The organism is Nitrobacter sp. MLSD-S21 (assembly GCF_058809865.1).
In genome coordinates this window covers 51842-70207 of record NZ_JBXASZ010000005.1, presented here as the reverse complement: position 1 = coordinate 70207, position 18366 = coordinate 51842, and the positions used below count along the sequence as shown (strand labels likewise).

General features: G+C 60.4%; 13 protein-coding genes, 1 tRNA gene and 1 pseudogene. 8 read left to right on the top strand and 7 right to left on the bottom strand.

All coding sequences use genetic code 11. The annotated features are described in order from the left end of the window. Positions 1–412: 412 nt before the first annotated feature. The 3 genes from AC1RT6_RS14910 to AC1RT6_RS14900 all read left to right on the top strand — a co-directional run bounded on the left by AC1RT6_RS14910 (position 413) and on the right by AC1RT6_RS14900 (position 1863). On the top strand, positions 413–685 hold the full coding sequence (locus AC1RT6_RS14910; protein ID WP_079448179.1) for a hypothetical protein: 273 nt from the start codon (positions 413–415) through the stop codon (positions 683–685). Positions 686–731: 46 nt separating this feature from the next. Next, the gene (locus tag AC1RT6_RS14905; RefSeq protein ID WP_079448180.1) at positions 732–1004 is read left to right on the top strand and encodes a hypothetical protein; all 273 of its coding nucleotides are present in this window, start codon (positions 732–734) and stop codon (positions 1002–1004) included. A gap of 247 nt (positions 1005–1251) precedes the next feature. Next, the gene (locus AC1RT6_RS14900) at positions 1252–1863 is read left to right on the top strand and encodes a pyridoxamine 5'-phosphate oxidase family protein (RefSeq protein WP_173816057.1); all 612 of its coding nucleotides are present in this window, start codon (positions 1252–1254) and stop codon (positions 1861–1863) included. A 134-nt stretch (positions 1864–1997) separates the two neighbouring features. On the opposite strand, the gene AC1RT6_RS14895 is transcribed toward AC1RT6_RS14900, so the two are convergent. The 5 genes from AC1RT6_RS14895 to AC1RT6_RS14875 all read right to left on the bottom strand — a co-directional run bounded on the left by AC1RT6_RS14895 (position 1998) and on the right by AC1RT6_RS14875 (position 10610). Next, positions 1998–3929 (bottom strand): AsmA family protein, encoded by a 1932-nt coding sequence (locus AC1RT6_RS14895; RefSeq protein WP_079448181.1) that lies wholly within the window; start codon positions 3927–3929, stop codon positions 1998–2000. Between the two features lie 195 nt (positions 3930–4124). Continuing rightward, positions 4125–7250, bottom strand: coding sequence for an efflux RND transporter permease subunit (locus AC1RT6_RS14890; RefSeq protein WP_079448182.1), 3126 nt, complete (start codon positions 7248–7250; stop codon positions 4125–4127). Then, positions 7250–8098 (bottom strand): efflux RND transporter periplasmic adaptor subunit, encoded by an 849-nt coding sequence (locus tag AC1RT6_RS14885; RefSeq protein WP_079448183.1) that lies wholly within the window; start codon positions 8096–8098, stop codon positions 7250–7252. Before AC1RT6_RS14885 ends, AC1RT6_RS14890 begins: the two co-directional genes overlap by 1 nt. A 189-nt stretch (positions 8099–8287) precedes the next feature. After that, positions 8288–9763, bottom strand: a complete 1476-nt coding sequence (locus AC1RT6_RS14880; RefSeq protein WP_173816051.1) for a caspase family protein — start codon at positions 9761–9763, stop codon at positions 8288–8290. A 202-nt stretch (positions 9764–9965) separates the two neighbouring features. Beyond that, complete coding sequence (locus AC1RT6_RS14875; RefSeq protein ID WP_079448184.1) at positions 9966–10610, bottom strand: OmpA family protein; 645 nt, start codon at positions 10608–10610, stop codon at positions 9966–9968. A 425-nt stretch (positions 10611–11035) separates the two neighbouring features. On the opposite strand from AC1RT6_RS14875, the gene AC1RT6_RS14870 reads away from it, so the two are divergent. The 5 genes from AC1RT6_RS14870 to AC1RT6_RS14850 all read left to right on the top strand — a co-directional run bounded on the left by AC1RT6_RS14870 (position 11036) and on the right by AC1RT6_RS14850 (position 17184). Next, positions 11036–12481, top strand: a complete 1446-nt coding sequence (locus tag AC1RT6_RS14870; RefSeq protein ID WP_244553573.1) for an MFS transporter — start codon at positions 11036–11038, stop codon at positions 12479–12481. Further along, positions 12478–13287, top strand: coding sequence for a trehalose-phosphatase (gene otsB / locus AC1RT6_RS14865; RefSeq protein ID WP_079448185.1), 810 nt, complete (start codon positions 12478–12480; stop codon positions 13285–13287). The genes AC1RT6_RS14870 and otsB overlap by 4 nt, the downstream gene beginning before the upstream one ends. Then, complete coding sequence (locus tag AC1RT6_RS14860; protein WP_309775747.1) at positions 13284–15077, top strand: glycoside hydrolase family 15 protein; 1794 nt, start codon at positions 13284–13286, stop codon at positions 15075–15077. The genes otsB and AC1RT6_RS14860 overlap by 4 nt, the downstream gene beginning before the upstream one ends. 180 nt (positions 15078–15257) lie before the next feature. Beyond that, positions 15258–16733, top strand: a complete 1476-nt coding sequence (locus tag AC1RT6_RS14855; protein ID WP_493029517.1) for a trehalose-6-phosphate synthase — start codon at positions 15258–15260, stop codon at positions 16731–16733. A gap of 361 nt (positions 16734–17094) precedes the next feature. Continuing rightward, positions 17095–17184 (top strand) — tRNA-Ser (locus AC1RT6_RS14850). A gap of 273 nt (positions 17185–17457) precedes the next feature. On the opposite strand, the pseudogene AC1RT6_RS14845 reads toward AC1RT6_RS14850, so the two are convergent. After that, positions 17458–17923 (bottom strand): annotated as a pseudogene (locus AC1RT6_RS14845) (ATP-binding protein); the annotation flags it as partial. A 47-nt stretch (positions 17924–17970) separates the two neighbouring features. Beyond that, positions 17971–18351, bottom strand: a complete 381-nt coding sequence (locus tag AC1RT6_RS14840; protein WP_079448187.1) for a hypothetical protein — start codon at positions 18349–18351, stop codon at positions 17971–17973. Positions 18352–18366 lie beyond the last annotated feature (15 nt).

Genomic DNA, 18366 nt, shown 5'->3' with positions numbered 1-18366 from the left:
TTTCACTGGTTCTGATCTCAATAATTTAGCGCTTTTCGCGGAGGCTGATGTCGGATCACCAGAAAATCTGGAGCTCCGAGTTAACCGCACAAGGGTCTGGAACCATCGTTTAACCGACGGAGAGCTAAAATGCGGAAATTCATCTTCGCTATGACTACTCTTGCCGTCTTCGGTTTTTTTGCAAGCGAGGCATCGGCGGTCACGGTGCTCAACACGACACAGGCCGACGTGAAAAAGCAGTGTGAGGGTAAAACCAAGTGTAGTGGAGCCTGTGGCAGCACAATATGCAATTACGTTTGCGACAACCCAAAAAAGCAATGCACCGTGTCGATATACTTGAAGCGCCCACCCGGTCGGGTCCCAGGATCGACCGACGGGTCCGGGATGACACGCAGCAATCAATGACGACCCGATGATCGTCACTGCCCGTGACGGCGGCATACGGCCCGCCGTCACAAAGCCGACGCCCACAAAGCGTGGCTTTCGAGCTGCACCGTTGGCTGAGAGAACCGCCAAGAAGGAGCTAAAATCAGGGATCCTTGCGGTGGAAGCTGTCGTCTTCTTCCGGAAGGCGACGATCATCTCTTCCAAAGAGGCGACAGCGAACAGCATCCGGTATGGGGAAGTTTATGGCTCCGGAGTAGATATCCTGCATCACTTCGCTAAAAAGAGGAGACTAATTTAGCGACGGGGCCGTCGCTTACTTCATTTCGGATTCAGTCGGAGGATCGATGCTCTTTATTATCGTTGTGGCTTTGGTGGCGACCTACCTGATATCGCGGCTGGTCGGGCTGGTTGCCAGGAAGTGGCCGGACACAATCGGCAAGGCCGTATGCGTCAATGCCGTGAGCGCTATAATTGCCGTGGCAGCGGGGACACTGGCCTCCGCAGCGGACGGCGGGCAGCCGAAATTTTATTTGGCGTTTTTGATTTACGGCGGCGCGCAGTTGATTGTGCTGATTTTTGATGTGCTCCGGATTATGCAGCTTAAGTCGACAGCGTAACCACGAGAGTGCCGACGACTCAAAGGTGATCCTGCCAAACCGGACATGGCGCGCCTGCTGGAATGCAGGCGATCTCCTGCCCGAGGACTATTGCGCTATCCATGAGGGTGCCGCCTGGACAGTTCACAACATTGCCAGGCTTGGGGCACGCAGTTTTACAGACGCGCGCCGCGCTGTATAGGATGGCAATCCAACCGGACGATCCAGGGTGGGAAAGGCCGTCTCAGCGCAGGGAGTAGCAATCGTGGTGACCGCCATCGAGACGATCGAGCAGCTCGAGGCCATTTATGGCCAGCCGGGCGAGGCGGCGACGATCAAGGTGGCGCAGCGGATCACGCCGTCCTATCGCGCGCTGATCGAAAGCTCCCCGTTCGCCATCTTGGCGACCTGCGGGGAGGAAGGGCTTGACTGCTCGCCGCGCGGCGATCTGCCCGGCTTCGTTCGGGTTCATGACGATCTCACGTTGATCATTCCGGATCGGCGCGGCAACAACCGCATCGATTCGCTGCGAAATCTCATCCGCGATCCAAAGGCCGCGCTTCTGTTTCTGATCCCGGGATCCGGCACCACCCTGCGCGTCAACGGCCGCGCGCTGGTGTCAGCCGACCCCGAGCTGCTCGCGTCGTTTGGAGTCGAAGGCAAAACACCCCGTTCGGTCATCGTCATGACCGTGGAGGAAATTTACTTTCAATGCGCGCGCGCCATCATCCGTTCGCACCTCTGGGATCCGGACAGGCACGTCGACCCCAAGAGCTTGCCGACGCCCGGAGAAATCCTCGCGGAGATGAGCAAGAGCCGCGTCGGCGGCGAGGAATATGACAAGGCGTGGCTCGAGCGCGCGCGGCAGACGATGTGGTAATGCGCCTCCACGTCCGGCGCGCCATTGCGATCCTGCAACAGAGCGTTTGATTCAACACAGTTGAATCGGACTCAATATTTTTGATTGGACGCATTTTCTTCACGCGAACCGGATCTACTTCGCTCGAAAACGCTCTAGCGGCCGAACAGTTGTTTCATCATCTCATCGAGAGGTGGCGGCTTGTCTCGGGATGGCACGTTTTGGTGCGACGGTCCTTGAGAAGGCTTGTCCTTAGCGGGAGGTTCGTCAGGAGCGGGATCCGTTCCTGAGCCGAGACCTTGCCGGATCAAGGTATCAAGGGTCTCTCCGATGCTGGGGCCGGACTGGTCAGAACTGCCGCTCGCGCTGCGGCCGAACAATCCCTGCCCCCATTCCCTCAGCTTCGCATAGACCGCGCCGGGATCGTCCAGAATGCCGGCTACGTCAGGATAGATGCGCGGCTCACTCCATGTCCCTTGCACGACGACCGGAATGCCGAGGCCGATCGGATCGGCGGGCGCCCCTTGGCCCTCGGTGGTCATAACGAGTTTCGGCTCGACCCGGAATGCCAGCATCTTCGAGCCGAGATCGACGGTGCCGGCACCGCTCATCCGCACAAGTGGGCCGGTTAGAAACAGGTCGTTCGTGGTGGCCTGTCCTTTCGCGATGGTCGCGGTTGCGCTGAGTTGCGACATGTCAGTGGCCTGATCAGGGCGCTCCTGCCACCCCGACAGAGTACCGGACGTCAACGCACGGATCATTCTCGCAATGTTGAGGTTGCGGATCGCACCGTCGCGGACGTCGATCGAAGCTGTCCCAGTGAGGCTCGACATGATCGCGCGCGCGCTGACGCCAGTGCCGCGGACGTCGGCTGTCGCCCGCATCCTGCCATCGACATTGTCGAAGTCGGCAAGGCTCGACAACAGCGGCAGCGCGCGAACACCGCTCACGTCAGCCTTGAGCGCGTAGGACGGATCGTTCGGAGACACGTCGATCGACAGGCTGCCATTGGCTCGCCCGTCATAGGCGCCGAGGTTCGAAAATGACGCTTTCAACACGCCGCGATCGATGGCGGTCTCGACCTGGGCCGGCGCAAAGCGCGCTCGGCCGATATTTAGTTCCGCCGCTGAAATCGTCGCCTGCGCGTCGACATACTTTAGCCCGCTGACATCGATCGGCGCATCGCTCCATGGTTGCGCGCCGGAGCGCGGTGCCGAAGGCTGGCTCGCTGCTGCGCCGAGGTCGAGCCGCTGAAAATCGAGATCGACTTTCACAAGCGGCTTGCTCGAAAGATCGACCGATGCCCAGCCGTTGAACTTTCCGTCGTCGAACGATCCGGACAAGCCATTGATGAGAAGCATCTCCCCGTTGATCCGGACCTCGGCCCTGGCTGTCAGTCGGCGGGTCCGCGCACCTAAAATCTCGAGTTTCAATTCGGTCGGGATATTTCGACGCCCGAGCGAACCTGCAGGCTGCGTTGCTGCCATGGCGAATGTCAGCGGACGGTCGCCAGGACGCGCCTCGCCCGTGATGTTGATTCGCCGGTCAGCACCAAGCGTTACGCTCGCGTTCACACCATCGACGCGATTCTCCCAGCCCGTTTGCGGATCGAAGAAAACGATCGTGCCGTTGGAAACCGTCACCCGGTCGACCGGAAATTCCGTATTGCCTCCCGCTGTCTCTTCGGAGCGGTCTGACCTGGATGAAACGCCGCTGCCGGTGCGTTCACGAAGCAGCGGCACCCGCAGCGTGGGGCGATCGATACCCAGTTCCGAGATCTTTAAAGTTCCCGACAGGAGGCTCGCAAACTCGAGACGGGCGCGGACTTCCCCCACGGCAAGCTGCGCATCTGTCGCTTCCTTTCCCGGATGATCGAACGTAACGTGACGCAGCGCGAATCCGAGCGACGGCCATAGGTCGATGCCGATCGTGCCTTTGATCGCAATCCGGTACCCCGTGTCGCGCTCGATCCGGTCCTGCACCAGCGACGCGACGTAACCGGAAGGAAATCCGGTTACGAGAATCACGATGACGATCACGATCAGGCTGGCTGCGACGACGCCTGCGATTTTCAGTGCTCTTGTCATCTCGAAACAGCGTGTCCTTGCATGCAAACCGTCAGAAATTGAACAGCAATGTGATTCCGCGTTGAATATGGAGATGTCGTGTCAAACTGGCCCGAAAGGGCTAGTGGAGTGAATTTGACATTCGCCAGAAACGCGTCAGATCAGAATCTGAGAACCCCGCTTCTGATTCCGTTAGAAGCGGAACGGCTATAGCGCTTATTCGGCGCCCGGAAGCGAGACGGCGTTCGGCGGCTTTTGTTCTGCGGCTACCGGCTCGGCGAGATCCGCGCCCGAGGTGAATAGCCGTTTGCTGTGGCGCCAGATGAACTTTCCGACATCATCCATCAGCAGGAACATCGCAGGCACGAACACGAGCGAGAGCATCGTCGAAAACAGAAGGCCGCCGATCACCGCGAGCGCCATCGGCGAGCGGAATTCACCGCCGGCACCGAACGCCAGCGCGCTCGGCATCATGCCCGCGACCATCGCGACGGTCGTCATGACGATCGGGCGAGCGCGCTTCATGCCGGCATCGATGATCGCCTCTTCCCGCGCGTGGCCTCCGCGGATTGATCCGACCGCGAACTCCACCAGCATGATCGCGTTCTTTGTGACGATGCCCATCAGCATCAGGATGCCGATCCAGACGGGTGTCGTGAGCTGCTTACCGGTGAGCAGCAAGGCCATGATCGCGCCGCCGATCGATAACGGCAGCGAGAACAGGATGGTGATCGGTTGCAGGAACGTGCCGAACAGCAGCACCAGAACCGCATAAACCATCATCAGTCCGGCCGTGATCGCCGTTGCGAATCCTTCAGATAGCTCATTCAGGCTCTCAGCGTCGCCCGAAGGACTGACCTTCACGCCCTTGGGCAAGGTCTTCATCACCGGCAGATCGTTGATCTTCTTGGTCGCGTCGCCGAGCGCGGCCGTGCCGACGAGGTCGGCCGCAACGGTGGCCTGCCGCTCGCGGTCGTAGCGGTTGATGTTGGTGGGGCCTTGATCCAGCCTGATATCGGCAACGACGGAAAGCGGGACATGACCGCGGCCGCCACCGATCGGCACGCGCATCTGCTCCAGCATCTTCAAATCGGAGCGCGCGTCCTCATCGAGTTGCACGCGGATTGGAACCTGGCGGTCACCGGCATCAAACTTCGCCAACGCCGGGCCAACGTCGCCGATCGTCGCCACGCGAATGGTTTGCGAGAGTTGCTCGGTCGATACTCCGAGACGCGCGGCGAGATCGGCTCGCGGCTGGATTCTGAGTTCGGGACGGTCGAGCGACGTCTCCGGCGTGACATTGGCAATCAGCGGAATGCGCTTCATCTGCGTCGCCAACTCGTTCGCAACATTGCTGACGATACCGATGTCGGCTCCGGTCACCACAAGCGAAACCGCGCGCAAGCCGTTCTCGTCAAGGAACCAGTAACGGATGTCGGGAACACTTTCGAGTTCCTGCCCGATCGAGAGTTCAAGTTCCCGCTGGGTGATGTTGCGGTCTTGCTTCGGGGTATAGTTGATGATCAGGGATGCACGACGCACCTCCTGCAGTCCTGGCGGCACGCGCCCGCCGTCCACGAATACGCTCATCACCTCCGGCCGCTTGCGCAGCCGCGACGCGATCTCTTCCGTCACCTTTTCGGTATGAGCGAGTTGCGACCCCGGCGGCAGCTCCATCGCCAGCAGCGAGCGCGCGGTGTCCTGCGCCGGCAAGAAACCCTGCGGCAACAGCTTGATGCTCCAGATCGAGGCGGCAAAGACCGCGAAGCCGATCAAGACGGTGATGATGTAGTGCCGCACCGACCAAGTAACGAGGCTGATATAGGCGCGCAGCACGCGGCCCGGCGGCGGTGGATCATGCGGATGGTCCTTCATGAAGTAAGCGGCGAGTACGGGCGTCACCAAACGCGCGGCCAACAACGAGAAGAACACCTGCACCGACACCGTGATGCCGAACTGCTTGAAGAACTGCCCCGCGATGCCCGACATGAAACTCGCCGGCGCGAAAATCGCGATGATAGTGAGGCTGATCGCGATCACCGCGAGGCCGATTTCATCGGCAGCTTCGAGCGCGGCGCGGTAGGGCGATTTGCCCATTCGCATGTGGCGCACGATGTTCTCGATTTCAACGATAGCGTCGTCGACGAGAATACCGGTTGAAAGTGTGATGGCGAGGAAGCTGACCAGATTCAGCGAGAAGCCGAGAATGTCCATCGCCCAGAAGGCTGGAAAGATCGACAACGGCAGCGAGATCGCGGCGATAATGGTGGCGCGGATGTCGCGAAGGAACAGAAAAACGATGATGACGGCGAGCGTCGCGCCTTCGAACAGAGTCGAGATTGCCGCCTCATAGTTGCCTTTGGTGAACTCGACGGAGGAGTCGATCAGCTTCAGATCGACGTCGGGATATTGCCCTTTCAGCGCGTCGATCCGATTCTGCACGGCCTTAGCCACCACAACGTCACTCGCTCCCTTGGAGCGTTTGATGCCGAGCGCGACCACCGGCTGGCCGTTGAAGCGGGCAAAGGTCCGACGGTCTGCGATGGTGTCAGTCACCGTGCCGAGGTCGTCGAGACGGATTTCGCTGCCACCCGGCAGAGAAATCATCGTGCCTGCCAGCTCGTTGAGGGTCTTGGCGCCGGCCAGGGTCCGGATCGCCTGATCGTTCTGTCCAATCTCCGCTCGCCCCCCGGCGACATCGACGTTGATGCCACGCAGCCTCTGGCTGACATCGACCGCCGTCAGTCCCACCGCGTGCAGGCGATCCGGATCGAGCGACACCAGAATTTCACGCTCGACACCACCGATGCGCTCGACCTGGGCGACGCCACGGACGCCTTGTAATGCCCGCTTGACCACGTCATCGACAAAGTATGACAGTTGTTCGGGCGTTTTTCCGGGCGAGATCGCGGCATAGGTGACGATCGGCAACCCGATGACGTCGACACGCTGGATCAGCGGCTCGTTGACGTTCTGCGGGAGATTGGCGCGGACCCGCGTCACGGCGTCCTTGACGTCGTTCAGCGCCCGGTCCGTATTGGTCTCGAGCGCAAACTGAATCGTGGTCAGCGACAAGCCATCTGTGATCGAGGACGAAATATGACGGACGCCCTCGACGCCCGAGACGCCATCCTCGATAGTCTTGGTGACTTGTGACTCGAGTTCGGCGGGCGCAGCGCCAAACTGCGAGACCGTCACAGAGATCACAGGGATATCCGCGCTCGGCAACCGCGTGATCGCGAGCTTGGTGAAGCTGACCCAGCCCAGTATCAGCAATATTATCGAGAAGAGGACGGACGGGAGCGGATGCCGGATCGACCAGGCGGAAATATTGGAGGCCATCAACGTGCTCGCGATCGATCGAGATCATCGGAGAATATGGCCTTAACCCGATCGCCGTCATGCAGCGACGTGCCGGCATCGGCCACGACGATTTCTCCGACTTTCAATCCTTCCAGGATCTCGACGGCGGCGTCGGACGTCAATCCGACGCGAACGCGCCGCGTCTCCACGACATCTCCGTTTACCACCTGAACCGTCAGGTGATCGATCGCGGATCGGGGAATGGCCACGCCGCAACTGCGCTTGGCGTCGATGCTGGCGCGGGCGAACATTCCGATCCGCAACGTCGGGTCTTCGCTCAGAGACAGCCGGACATGACCCATTTGGGTTTTACGATCGATCTCGGGCGAAACCAGCCGGATGTGGCCGACCAGATCGGGCCCATCCTCGCGGCTGACGCGCGCGCTCGCGCCCGGGTTAAGCTTGAGCACATGGATCGACGGCACCTCGGCATCCAGCTCAACCTCATTATTGATTGCAATCCGGAACATCGGCCCGGCTCGTAGCGAGGCCGGCGCTCCGACGGCGGTACGAACTTGGGTGACGAGGCCCGCAGCAGGCGCGCGCACGGCCGATCCCGATTTCCCGCCGGGCGGTGGCGTCAGCCGGGCCAGTTCCTGATTCAGCGCGACAGTGTCGCCCTCACGGACAAGCACGTCGGTGACCTGCGATCCTTCAGAGTCGGGGCTGACCACCGCTTCCTGACGCGCAACAACGAAGCCAGTCACACGAACCATGTCGGAAAAGCAGGCATTGGTCGCGCGAGCGACCGTCACCAGGGCGCCTCCAGATGTTCCGGTGTCATCGGCGGCGTACGAAGGGCTCACGACGCCGATAGTCGTCACCATTGCGCCAAAAAACAGGCCGGAGGCGAGCTTATGCGCGCATCGCGGTCGAAATCCTGAATCCGAAAGTTGCCTCACCCTGCAATTCTCACATTGAACGCGCCGCGTGTATCGATACGGCGACAACCTATACGGCGCATCCGTAATCGCAAAACAAACGGGTCGAAATCATCGCCGTGCAGGTACACGACCTCAGCGCACGCCGTATCCGGTAAACTCCTTCACGATGTCCGGATCCATTGCCTTGGCGTTGGCGATGTCCAGGTTACCCTCCGCGACGGCGCCGCTGCGCTGCCTGGCAAGGCCCCGGCCGTAAAGCGAGGAGGTCAGCCTGGGGTTGATCTTGAGCGCCGCATCGAAGTCCGCGATCGCATCCTTGTTCGCGCCGCTCTTCAGGTTGAGCAGGCCGCGGCTGTCCAGCGCATCCACAAAATCCGGCCTCAACCGGAGAGCCTCGTCGCAGTCTCGCCGCGCGGATGGCAACTCGCCGATCACAGTCCGGGTCCAGCAGCGATTGTTGTAGGCCTCAACGTCCTTCGGATTGAGTCGGATCGTCGCATCGAAATCCTTGATGGCGAGTGCATAGGCGCCCTTGCTGGCATAGACCTGTCCACGCCGATACAGTGCGTTGGCATCGTCTGCCTTGGCGGCGATCCTGGTCGTCAGCGATTTGATCGTTGGATCGTCGGCCAATGCCAGCGCGGTCTTTCCGTCATCCCGGCTTTGCGGCGGAGGTTCCGCCGGAGGTTTGGCTTGGCCTGATGAGGCTTTGGGCGTCGGAGGCGCCGACGCAACAGGCGTCGGTGCGGGCGGGGACGGCGAAACGGATGGAGATAAAGCCTCGGTCTGCGGGCTGGGCGGCAGCGATGGCGTTGCGGCGACATCAGGCTGGCCATCCCGGCCGGGAATAAAATGGAAATCCTCGGCCAAAGACGACGAAATCCACGGCACCTGCTCAGCGCGCGAGGCTCGCGTCACCCCGACACGGGTGCGGTTCAGCGTTTCCTCAGCTGTCAGGCCGGGGACGCGGATCTCCTTCAGCAATTCGCTGACGAACAAGCTGTGATCGGTGCCGGCATCGCTGGACACCGAACTCAGCGCCGCAGAATACATCACCAGCGTTCCGCTCGGCGCGATCACCGGAGCCAAACCGGCCGAAAAGCTGCGGAAGCGGCGCTCGAACGGATTGCGGCGGGAGGCGTCAAGCAACGCGATCTTGACCCCTGCACCGCGATTGTTGATCTCACCCAGAATGGTCTCGAGGCTGAAGCCGTCGCGGCGCACATCCGCTTCGGTCCAGAGTTGTGCGTCGACCGGGATGAGATAGCTTTGGCGTCCGGACTGGATGCCGTATCCGCTGAAGAAGATCAGCGCGACGCTGCCGGGCTTGATGCGAGTGTATAGACGCTTCAGCGCGAGGCGCATGGCTTCGCCGGTCAGATTTTCACCGGTTTCTACATCGAAGCCGTCGTGCTTGAGTTCGGCGGCAACATCGCGGGCATCGTTGACCGGCTCCTTGAGCGGCGCTTCGCTGTCCGGATAGACGGCATTGCCGATGACAAGCGCAATCCGCGTGCTTCCGTCGGTCGCGGCCGATGCGACCGACGGCGCCATCGCAAGCACCATCGTCAGCGTCAACACGGCCAGCACCGCAACCCGAATGTTCATGCGACGACAGTCCAAAGTCAGACGCCGTTCCAGCCCGCGCCGTGGCGACCTTATCTTACGCGATCCGCATTTTCAAACCAACGACGCGGCGGCTGTCAACGGCCGACAAAATGCAAGGCTAGCGCGTCGACGACTACATCGGGCTGCGTAGTCATGCGAGCGACATAGTGTGCGGCATAAGCGCGGCGCGGCAATATCAGCATTATTTATTCGCGGCCTGCTCTTTCGCCGCCATGTTGACGACCTCGACGCGACGGTTTTCCGGAGAGAACGGGTCTGCAGAATTCTTGTATCCCTCTTTTCCATATCCGGCCGCGACCAGATTTTCCGCCGGAATCTTATATGTCTCAATAAGGAATCGCTTCACGGCTTCAGCGCGGCGTTCAGAGAGGTCATGATTGTAGGCATCGGAGCCCTTGCCGTCAGTGTGGCCACCGAGCATGATGACGGAGCCTGCCAGCTCGTCGCTCGTCAGCGCCTTCCCAAGGCTGTGCAACTGCGGCTCAGTCCGCGGCGTCACGGCCGCAGAATCGAAATCGAAGTTGATATCCAGATCGATCTTCGGGCGCTGGGCGGCAATCTCAGCCAGATGATCGCGATCACCCATGGACAGCGAGCGGGTCTTGCCGCGCACGTTCCTGACGAAATCCAGATCGCTGGGGCTCAGCGCTGGCCGTGTTGGCGCGCTCAGGCTACGCGTCTTCGAAGTCTTAAGTCCGTCGATAATCTGCTGCGCGGAAAGGTCGCCGGCCGAGGCGCCCTGTGGTGCGGCGATCACAACCAGGCCGGACGCCAGAATGGCCGCCCTCAGCCTTTTTCCGGAAATCGTCTGAACCCACATGATCATCTCCCTTTCTGTTCATTGGTCCGCCACACGATAGGTTGTCGCGCAGCATTCTATGGGCGACCTGCGGTACCACTACGTGACTGGCATCACAAAGATAGCCGGTTGTCACCGCCCGAACTGTCCTGATTTGACGCCACTCGGCGGAAGTTCGTTCAAAATGATTCAAAGCCTGGACGCGCATCAATATGGACGCGGACGAGCCAGCCCTTCGAAATCGGGGAACTAGGAAGCGGAGTGGCGCGTTTCTGGTCAGCCAACAGGCGGGAACAGGGCCTGCCAGCGGCGGCGGATTGCCGACGGAACCATGGAATATCACTTGGAATATCACTGAGCGGCCCTGAGCATTGCGCTCAACCTTCATCGTTGCTTGCGAACGGCCGGGAGAGCCGGCCGGGCAACGCGTTCTGACGACTGAAAGGTTATCATTGCAGGAACCGAAGGACCGGATCGTCGCGACAGACATTCCCGCGCGTCTCGACAGCCTGCGCTGGAGCCCATTTCATACGCGGGTCGTGACCGCCCTTGGAATCACCTGGATACTGGACGGGCTGGAGGTAACGCTCGCCGGCGCGCTGTCCGGCGCGCTCAAGGACAGCCCCATCCTTCGCTTCAGCAACCTCGATATCGGCATCGCCGGCAGCGCCTATCTTGTTGGAGCGGTTCTCGGGGCGCTGGGCTTCGGCTGGCTGACGGATCGCATCGGGCGCAAGAAACTTTTTTTCGTCACCTTGACGCTCTATCTAGCCGCGACGGCGGCGACATCGCTGTCTTGGAATGTCGCCAGCTTCGCGCTGTTCCGGTTTCTCACAGGGGCAGGCATCGGCGGCGAATATACCGCGATCAACTCGACGATCCAGGAACTGGTGCCAGCGCGGTACCGTGGCTGGACCGACCTGACCATCAATGGCAGTTTCTGGATTGGCGCCGCTCTTGGCGCGGTAGGCGCGATCGTGCTGCTCGACCCACAAGTCATCGATCCGGAACTAGGGTGGCGGCTCGCGTTTCTCACCGGCGCAGTCTTGGGACTTGTGGTGTTTGTGATGCGGCTGTGGATCCCGGAAAGCCCCCGCTGGCTAATGATTCACGGACGGCCGGACGAAGCGGTGGGCATCGTCGCCGGCATCGAACGGATAGCGGTTCGCCATTCCGACGCTCCCCCCGGAGGGGTCTGGCCGACGATCAGGCTTCGGATGCGCAGCCACACACCGCTGCGCGAGGTGGCGCGGACGCTATTCAAAACGTATCGGCAACGCGCGCTGGTGGGCCTTGCGCTGATGACCGCGCAAGCGTTCTTCTACAATGCGATCTTCTTTACTTACGCGCTGGTGCTGTCGACCTTCTACAACATTCCGGCGGAGCGGATCGGCTGGTACCTTCTGCCGTTCGCGGCGGGTAATTTTCTCGGGCCGTTGCTGCTCGGCCGGCTGTTCGATACCGTCGGACGCCGCGCGATGATCGCGTTCACCTACGGAATCTCCGGCGTTCTGCTCGCCATAACGGGCTATCTCTTCGCCACCGGCGTTCTGACCGCACAGACCCAGACGATCGCGTGGATGGTCATCTTTTTCTTTGCTTCGCCGGCCGCCAGCTCGGCCTACCTGACCGTGAGCGAGACCTTTCCCCTTGAAGTGCGGGCGCTGGCAATCGCGGTGTTCTATTCTGTGGGGACCGCGATCGGCGGCGTCGCCGGCCCGACGCTATTTGGTGCCTTGATCGACAGCGGCTCGCGTGACAGCGTATTCGCCGGATACTGTTTCGGGTCGGCGCTAATGATCGCAGCCGCGCTGATCGGCTGGCGATATGGAATCGCTGCCGAGCGTCAGTCGCTCGAGTCGGTAGCGTCGCCGCTTGCCGTTGTGGAGTCACGATGAATCAGGATGTAATGGAAAACGTGCCGAACAAAACCGCTTCCGTGACCGACGACCCCGAGCCTCGCGCGCTGCCGCTCGGTACATCTGCGCTGTTGCTCGATATCGATGGCACACTGCTCGATCTCGCGCCGACGCCCCACGAGGTTTACGTGCCTCCCAAGCTCGCTTCGGCGCTGTCGCGGCTGTTGTCGCGGACGGCTGGCGCGCTGGCGCTGGTCAGTGGTCGATCGCTCAGCGATATCGACCGGATCTTCGCACCGATGCTGTTTCCCGCTGTCGGTGGCCACGGTGCGGAGATGCGGATTTCGATCGAAAGCGAAGCCGTGGCCGCGCATGCGCCGCCGATGAATCCGGATTTAATCCAACGTTTTGCAGCGATCGCCGAACTGCATCCCGGCATCCTGGTAGAGAACAAGGGTTACTCGCTGGCGCTCCATTTCAGAAAAGCGCCGGATGTCGAGCGCGCGATCTATGATCGGGTATCGGCAATACGCGCCGACCTGCCGAACGCGCCCATAGAGGTGCTGCCAGGCAAGTTCGTCTGCGAGATCAAGCATTCGGGATTTACCAAGGCGACCGGCGTGACCGAACTGATGTCGCATAAGCCGTTCAAGGGACGGCGGCCGGTCTTCATCGGCGATGACGTAACCGATGAAACGGTCTTTGCCATCATGCCAGATCTGAACGGCTTGTCGTTCTCCGTCGGACGGCGGGCTCAAGGCGTGAACGGCCATTTTCAAGCGCCCAGCAACGTCAGGGCTTGGCTGGCCCGTCTGCTCGACGACGAACGAGCGGTCGCTGAATGACCGATCATGGGCTCGATCTCGCTGTCATCGGCAACTGCCGGACGGCGGCACTCGTCGATCCGACCGCGCGGCTGGTATGGTGGTGTTTCCCGCGCTTTGACTCGAACCCGGTATTTTCGCGCCTGCTCGCGGGGAACGAAGAAAAGGGTTTCAGCGATGTCGTGCTGGATGGCATGGCCGATTTCCAGTCGGACTATGTTCGCAACACCGCGATCGTCTCCACCGTCCTGACCGATACGCACGGCAATGCCGTACGTATCACCGACTTCGCACCGCGTTTCCGGCAATATGGCCGCATGTTCCGGCCGCCGCAGTTGTTTCGCATCATCGAGCCTATCGCGGGTCTGCCCCGGATCACGATCCGCATCCGGCCGACGCACGCCTACGGCAAGCCGCTGGTTCGGCACTCGATGGGCAGCAACCACATCCGCTATTTCGAAGAAGACGGCACCGCGATCCGCGTGACCACCGACGCGCCGCTGGCTCTGATCGAAAACGAAACGCCGTTCGTTCTGACGCGGCCGATGTATCTCGTCTTCGGCAACGACGAAGCATTTCCCGGCGATCTGGCGTCAACCGCCCAGCGTTTTGCGGACGAAACCAAAACCTACTGGCTGAGCTGGGTGCGTCGTCTTTACATCTCCTATGAATGGCAGGAAGCCATCATCCGCGCTGCCATCACGCTAAAGCTGTCCAACTTCGAGGAAACCGGCGGCATCATCGCCGCGCACACCACCTCGATTCCCGAGGCGCCCGGCTCGGGCCGCACCTGGGATTATCGTTATTGCTGGCTACGCGACGCCTATTTCGTTGTGAAGGCGCTCAATCGCGTCGGTGCGACACGGACGATGGAGGACTTCATCGGTTTTACGCTGTCGCTCGCATCGAATGCCGAGGAGGATCTCAAGCCGGTCTACAGCGTGGTTCCGAATCTGCCGCTAGATGAGTGGACTGCCGCCGATCTTCAAGGCTATCGCGGCGACGGGCCGGTGCGTGTCGGCAATGCCGCTGTCGACCAGAAGCAGCACGACACCTATGGCAGCGCCATCCTGGCGGCGCTGCCGCTGTTCTTCGACCGCCGGTTACCGCGTCCCGGTGACGAAAGCCTGTTCACGCTGCTTGAATCGCTAGGCAACAAGGCGGCCCGCGTTGCGATGACAAGTGATGCCGGCATCTGGGAATATCGCGGTCGTCAGCGTGTCCATACCCACTCCGCAGCGATGTGCTGGGCCGGCGTCAACCGGCTCGCGGCTATCGCGGAACGGCTCGGCCTGCCAGAACGCGCGGCGCACTGGAATGCAATCGCTGATCCGTTGCATGCCGAACTGCTCGATCGCGCGTGGAACCCGAAGCGCGAGGCCTTCACCGCGGCATTCGGGTCCGACGATCTCGATGCGAGCGTGCTGTTGCTACCCGAACTCGGGGTTTGCGAGGTTGACGATCCGCGATTCATCAAGACTGTCGCCGCCATGGAGCGCGAGTTGCTGCGCGAAAAGCATGTGATGCGTTACGCGGCGGAAGATGACTTTGGTCTTCCCGTGACTGCGTTCCTGATCTGCCGGTTCTGGCTGATTGATGCGTGGTGGTCGCTCGGGCGGCGCGAGGAAGCGCGTGAGGCCTTTGTGGATGCCCTGGCGCATCGCAATCGCTTCGGGCTGTTATCGGAGGATATCGATCCGAAAACCGGCGCATTATTTGGGAACTTCCCGCAAACCTACTCCATGGCGGGATTGATCCTCACCGGCATGAAATTATCGCGCAATTGGGAGGATCGATACTGGCGTAGCTGATCCGATGAAAGACACTTCTCGTAAAAAGTGATGAGACAACCGTTTCATTCTCAAATGACCGGGAACTTTGAGTTTCATTCTAGACTGCCTGAATTTGGCGTCAATTTGGTAGGAAAGAGGCAGGAACCATATTGATGAACGCGCGTTTATCTGCGGGTGCAAAACCAGGAGGGGATCCTTGTGAACCTCGTTGTCGTTTCGAATCGCGTGGCGCGTGCGCGGGCTAATGAGCCCCTGACAGGCGGCCTAGCGGCGGCGCTGTTACCAGTTGTTGAAAAATCAGGAGCAATTTGGGTAGGTTCCAGCGGACGGGTACGGGACGGGTTGCACAAGGAACCCTTTGCTGAAGTTGAAGCCCTCGGATCCGGAGCACTTGCATTGCTGGATCTGCCGGCCGCGCACTACGGCGGATACTACGAAGGCTTCGCGAATTCGGCGTTGTGGCCTGCGCTTCATTCCCGGTCCGATCTCATTCGCGTGTCGCACGAGGACTATCAATCGTATCGCGAGGTCAATGCCTTCATGGCGAGGGCTCTGATGCGCTTTCGCAAGCCAGACACTGCGTTCTGGATTCAGGATTATCATTTCCTCTCGCTCGGTGCCGAACTGCGCGATCTGGGTGTCAGCAATCCGGTCGGTTTCTTCCTGCATACACCCTGGCCGGCTCGCGCCGTCATGGGGGCGGTGCCGCATCATCGCGAATTGATCGAAGCGATGCTGGCCTATGATTTGATCGGATTCCAGACCGACGACGACTGCGAAAATTTTCTCAGCTATCTTCAATCGGAACTCGGCCTCAAGATACAAGACGGCGTCGTGACGTCGCGTTACGGCAAGTCGCGATGCGCCGTATTCCCGATCGGAATCGATGTTGAGAAATTCGCGTTGCAGGCCGCCAAGGCATCCTCGCATCCCGACGTCTCGCGATTGCGCCGCAGCCTGAACGGAGAACAACTGGCGATCGGCGTCGACCGCCTCGACTATTCGAAGGGCCTTGTGAATCGGATCAATGCATTCGATCGCTTGCTGGTCTCGAACCCCGCGCTGAAGCGCACTGTCTCGCTGCTGCAAATTGCGACGCCCTCCCGCGGTATGATCGAGGCCTACGGCAATCTGCAGAGCGAGCTTGCGAAACTGGTCACCGACGTCAATGGCCGCCACGGTGAAACCGACTGGATGCCGATCCGCTACCTCAACCGGGGATACAGTCAGACCGTGCTGGCCGGCCTCTATCGCACGGCGCGCGTAGGCGTGGTGACGCCGCTGCATGACGGGATGAATCTCGTCGCAAAGGAATATGTGGCCGCGCAGAATCCCGCCGATCCGGGGGTGCTGGTATTGTCCAAATTTGCGGGCGCGGCGAACGAGTTGCAGACAGCGCTCCTCGTCAACCCTCACGAAATCGACGGGATGGCCCGCGCCATTGCCGCCGCATTCGCGATGCCGCTGACAGAACGCAGAACGCGTTGGGAGGCTATGATGCGGAAGCTGCGTGCCGGGACCGTCCAGCAATGGTTTACGGACTTTTCCGAAGCACTGGAGGAGGCGCGCGTGGCTAACAAAAAGATCGCAAGCGACCGTCCCGCTGCTGCGGTAACACCGAAATCATGGCCGCTGCATGTGGTGGGTTCGCGTAGCGGCGCCGGCGTTCACTAGGGCGCTTCAGCTGGAGTCGGAAGAGATTACTAAGGTGATTGACCTGACTTTTCGGTAAAACGTTTTCAGTGAACTATCCTTTTCCGCTCGAAACGCACATAGAAGCGATTTTTCGCTCGGCAAAGCCGGTAATCCCAACCCGGGGCTTGCAATCCCGGGATTATCCGCGTTTCGGTCGAGATTCGTCATTTGCAAAATGGTCGCGGGAATCCACAATCGTTTCCGGGACAGCCCCTGAATGGTGAAAACGTCCTGCTAGGGCCAAGAATAACTGCATCGGTCATACTGTTAGGGAAAATCCCGACGCCACGGCCACCGCTCTCTTGCAAAAACCGGAACACCCCTTCATGAGAAGGTGCCCGGAGAGATGGCCGAGTGGCTTAAGGCGCACGCTTGGAAAGCGTGTGTGCGGGAAACCGTACCGTGGGTTCGAATCCCACTCTCTCCGCCACCCAGCGTCAGAAATCGTTATAAATCAGCACGTTACGAGTCAGGCAGCTTGCCGTCCCATACTTCAGCCCATATTCGGTTCGTGACGTGAAAAGAGTCGTCGGTAGGTATTGCCTTCAGCGGCGCGTCGAGCATGATATGCGGCTCAACGGCAATAGGAAACCGAGGAGCCGCCGAGCGCCTGGGTAAGGGCATGCGATCGGCGGTGACCTGAGTGGTTGATCCCCTCATCCGCGACATCGTCGTGACCAAGATGGATCAGCCGGCCGGTAAGCTAGCAGCTTTTAAAACGCCAATTGTCGTTACCGGCCTCTACGAGGTCGCAGCGGTGGGTAAGCCGATCGAGCAGCGCAGTGGTCATCTTGGCGCCGCCGAACACGCTGGGCCACTCTCCGAAGGAAAAAAGGTTGGTGGTGAGGATGACGGATGTGCGCTCGTCAAGCCGGCTGATGAGGTGGAACAGAAGCTGGTCGGCCGGATTGAGCGAACGGTAGGTAACCCAATTCGTCGAGAACGATGAAGTCCATTCGAGTTAGATGTTCGGCGAGCCTGCACTGATGTCCGTTGCGGGTCTTGCTTTCGAGACGGTTGACGAGGTCGACCACGTTGTAGACGCAACCGCGCGCGCCGGAGCGGATGCAGCTTCTGACGATTGCGATGGCCAGATTGGTCTTTCCGGTACCGGTACCGCCGACCAGGACAGCGATGCGTTGCTGGGCGATGAAGCCGCCGCCGGATACAATGCAACGTGATCGGAAAATGCTCTAGACGACAGCGTGCTCGGCCTTCATTGAGCTTTGCTCCTGTGTTTGCGCTCGGAAACCTCGATGCAGCGCTTGCGGTCCACTATGATGCCAGGAAGCCCATCGAGATAATCCGGCAACCAGCAGCTCCCGGTGCCTCGCCCATGATGGTTCCGAAACAACACGGCGGCGGCATCCGCCTTGCTGTGGCAGTTGGCGATGTCGCGCACCAGAACCTGCACGATCACGCTCGTTGCTTCGTCCACGGCATGCCAGCGCTTTTTCCAGCCGATAAGGAACGGGTGCCTGCGTCGCTCGGTCTCGTCATCCGTCAGCTTCCGTAGAACATCAAGGCGGAGATCAGCGGGAACGCAAGCAAGTGCGGTTTCCATGGCTGCGGTCCAAGTGTCGACAGTCTCTGTCATCGAGTCATTCCTCTA